Here is a 4,135-nt window from a genome sequence, read left to right on the forward strand (position 1 = left end):
CTTACGTGAACGGTCACCGGCAAACATTCCTCCAATTTGAGGAACTGTCATATGTGACTCATCAATAATAACCATAAAATCATCTGGAAAATAATCCAAAAGAGCCATCGGTCTGGAGCCAGGTTCTCTACCTGCCAGATGACGGGCATAGTTTTCAATACCCGAACAGAAACCCATTTGTTCCAACATCTCCAAATCATAACGAGTCCTCTGTTCTAAACGCTGAGCCTCAACCAGACGGTTTTCTGCCCGTAATTCTTTTAAACGCTCTTCCAGTTCAGCGGAAATAGTCTTGATTGCCCTTTCCACCTTATCTTCCGGAGTAACAAAGTGGCTGGCCGGATAAATTGTCATCTCATCTATTTCAGCCTCTACTTCACCTGTTACCGTATTTATTCTAGTTACTCGATCTATCTCATCTCCAAAAAGCTCAACTCTAATCGCTATATCTCTATAAGCCGGAAAAATATCAATAACATCACCCTTAACTCGAAAATGCCCACGGGAAGTATCCATATCATTGCGGCTGTACTGCATAAAGATCAGGCTCCTGGTAATCTCCTTGCGGTCCATAATCTTACCAACCTTTAAATCCAGAGATAAATTCAAATAATCATCAGGAGAACCCAGACCATAAATACAGGAAACACTTGCTACAATTAATACATCTCTTCTTTCAAAAAGAGAAGTTGTCGCTGATAGTCTTAATTTTTCAATCTCATCATTGACAGATGAATCTTTTTCTATATAGGTATCAGTCTGAGGCACATAAGCTTCAGGCTGATAATAATCATAATAACTCACAAAATATTCAACTGCATTATCTGGAAAAAATTCTTTAAATTCACTGGTCAGCTGAGCTGCCAATGTTTTATTATGGGCAATAACCAGGGTTGGCTTATTTACCTCTTCCACAAGTTTAGCCATTGTAAAAGTTTTACCAGTACCTGTAGCACCAAGTAGGGTTTGATGGCGATATCCTTTTTTTATTCCTTTAGCCAAATTTTCTATAGCTTCAGGTTGATCACCCTTGGGCTCAAAAGGGGCCTTTAATTTAAATTTTCCATCCTTCACTAAATATACCCTCCATTTTTATTGAAAATACTTCTGTTTAATAAGATCATTTCAACTTTTTCTATATAATTATAATAATTATACTCTTAACTTAGAAAAAAATCAGTAAAATTTAAGACATTTTTAAATAAGTGAATATATGTTTAGTGCTGCTATTTAATTATAGCAATAATCATTACTAATTTAAAGCATTTAATTTTAAATAATGAAAATAGTATAAAAAAAGAGCCCCGCTAAGGACTCTTTTCGTGATTATATCTATTTTACCAATATTTATCTTCATCATAATGGTCATAAAGAATTTCTTCATAACTTTTAGGAATCAAGTTTTTGGATTTTTCTTCTTCATATTTGGGTGCTGAAGCTATTTCTTCTTTGTCTTTGTCTACAAAAATCTCTTTACCCTGCCAGCTAATACTGTGAATCCAATCTGGTGAAATTAAAACAGATTTCTTACCAGCAATCTTCTTTCCAGTATCGACTAGAATATATCTTACTATCCAGCTATCTTCTTCTTCAACAAAGAAATCTTCTATATGACCAAAGTTCTCATCTTTAGCGTGGATTTTATAACCTCTCACTTCTTCCACACTTCTTAAATTTGTTTTAGCTATTTCTGCTTTTTCCTGGGCTTCTTTTTCTTTTTCAATAACTTTAAAATCAAGCAGCTTTTTACGTTCACTTATACCAGCATGAATCAGCTCACTATCACTAGAATGAGTTTTTTCCCAATAATCAGGCCAACCAAAATAATCAATAATTTCTTGCTCTTTCACTTTAGAAATTGGCTCATTCTTTTTGATGCTGGGAGAATCTTCAAGCTGATCTTTTGTTAACTCAACCATAATTTTTTTGTCGTCATAATCAATATTATCAATGGCATGAGTTGAAATCAAAGTTTCTTCTTTTTTTAACCAATTCCCAGTATCAAGGACCAAATAACGAACTACAAACTGTCGTTGATCAAAGTAAAAATCTTCGACTTTCCCTAATTTCGCATCTCGTCCGTGGACCTCAAACGATTTAAGAGAATGTAGCTTTCTTAACATTTTGATCACCTCTTATACTTTTTGACTATATCAAAAGACAAAAATTACAGCTGGAAATCGTATGATTGTTTATTTGGCTTTTAATTATTTTGAGTCTTTTTGTCTACTCTTTAATTATACTATTAATAGTCAAATAATTCAAACTTTATTATCTGGCTTATTATTTCTCTAAATTATATCATTTTCTTCGCGTACTTTTTGAACCATTTCAATATCATCTGTAATAATCATATCTATTCCTTTTTTTAATAGATCAGCTGCTGCTGAAGGATAATTCACAGTATAAGCACAGGTTTCTATTCCCATAAAATGTGCTTTTTCTATTATTTTTTGGTCAAAAGTTAGAAAATGCATATGTAAACTATTAAAGCCGCGTTTGAATGCATAATCAGAAGGATTAATCATTTTAGACATCAATAAAGCCCCAGTTTTAACTGCTGGTTGTAATTTCTTTACCATTTCTAAACTATAGTGATTAAAGGAAGAAATAATAACCTTATCTCGTATTTTAAATTGATCCACAATCTTTAAAACCTTCTCCTCTAATTTAGGATAGTTAAGATAATTTTTTAATTCAATATTGATAGTTTCTAAATCCTTAACAATTTCCAACACTTCTTTTAAAGTTGGTATTTTTTCTTCTTTAAAATCACTGCTGAAAAATCCTCCTGCATTCATCTTTTTTAACTCTTCTAAGGTATGATCTTTAACCAAACCGCTGCCGTTCATTGTCCGATCAATAAATTCGTCATGAATAACTACAACTTCACCATCTTTAGTTAACTGTACATCAAATTCTACTCCGTCCGCTTCTAATTCAACTGCTTTTCTAAAGGCAATTAAAGTGTTCTCTGGATATCCAGCTGCTCCACCACGATGACCAATAATTTTTGTTTGCATTTTAGTCACTTCCTTCTATCATTATTTGCTTAAATTAACTATAATTGAATTCACTTATATAATATAACTTTTTAGAGGAAGCTGCAAATTATATTGTTGGTTATTTCTATAATTATTTAAAATATAATTGTTATTCTTTCAATCCTTGAGTTGCAATTCCTTTAACAAAAAACTTTTGAGCTAAGAGAAAAACAATCAAAGTTGGTATTACAACCATTATTGTCCCAGCCATAATTAAACCCCAGTCACGCTCTGATGCACTGGTAAATAACATTTTTACACCCTGTTGTGCAACTTTCATCTCATCAGAGTTTAAAATAATTAAGGGCCAGAGGTAGGCATTCCACATTACAAGAAAGTTAACTGTTGCTAGACCTGCTAAGGTTGGCCCAGATAACGGAATTAAAATTTGAAATAAAAATCTAAAAGGCCCACAACCATCCAATTGAGCAGACTCCATTAAAGATGTAGGAATAGTTAAAAAATGCTGTCTCATCAAAAAAGTTGTTGTTGCACTTGCTAAAAATGGTAAAACCAAACCAGAATACGTATTTGTTAAACCTAAATTGCTAACAAACTCAAATAGGGGTACTACCCTTACCTGCATTGGGAGCATAAGAGTAAATAAAATTGCAAAAAATAATGTTTTCTTATATTTAAATTGAAAATGTGAAAAAGCATAACCACTTAAAACTCCCAGAGCTAACTTCCCAATCATTACAATAAATGATGCTAGAAGACTATTTAAAAGCAGCCGATCCATATTCACTAAATTCCAGGCATTTATATAATTACCGAAATATAAACGATTGGGAATTAACGATGGTGGATAAGAAAATATCTGGGCTCGAGGTTGAAAGCTAACACTTATTGCCAATAAAATTGGCATTAAAACTACAAAACTAATTGCTATTAAAACTAAATGTATCAAAATTTTATTTATAAAATCTTTTTGAGATTTGCGCATCTCCAATCCACTCCTATTCTATCAAATTAAACTAAAATTATTAATAATCACTAGCATTGCATAAAAATATTTAAGCATTGTCAAATTTAAGTTATTGAGAACATATACTATCTACAGAATATTCAGTCACTACCTTATCCTTTTT

General features: G+C 32.2%; 4 protein-coding genes. All 4 read right to left on the reverse strand.

Annotated features, from left to right (window positions below):
- On the reverse strand, positions 1 to 1,074 hold a 1,074-nt coding region (locus tag CI949_RS17710), incomplete at its 3' end, for a DEAD/DEAH box helicase family protein (protein WP_290768804.1).
- A gap of 263 nt (positions 1,075 to 1,337) precedes the next feature.
- Positions 1,338 to 2,123: a PRC-barrel domain-containing protein gene (locus CI949_RS17715; protein ID WP_290768807.1), complete on the reverse strand. Its 786-nt coding sequence runs from the start codon at positions 2,121 to 2,123 to the stop codon at positions 1,338 to 1,340.
- Positions 2,124 to 2,291: 168 nt separating this feature from the next.
- A complete protein-coding gene (locus CI949_RS17720) occupies positions 2,292 to 3,023 on the reverse strand; it encodes a glycerophosphodiester phosphodiesterase (RefSeq protein WP_290768809.1) in 732 nt (243 codons plus the stop codon).
- A gap of 130 nt (positions 3,024 to 3,153) precedes the next feature.
- Positions 3,154 to 3,990, reverse strand: coding sequence for a carbohydrate ABC transporter permease (locus CI949_RS17725; protein WP_290768811.1), 837 nt, complete (start codon positions 3,988 to 3,990; stop codon positions 3,154 to 3,156).
- Positions 3,991 to 4,135 lie beyond the last annotated feature (145 nt).

The sequence above is a fragment of the Halanaerobium sp. genome (assembly GCF_003070835.1).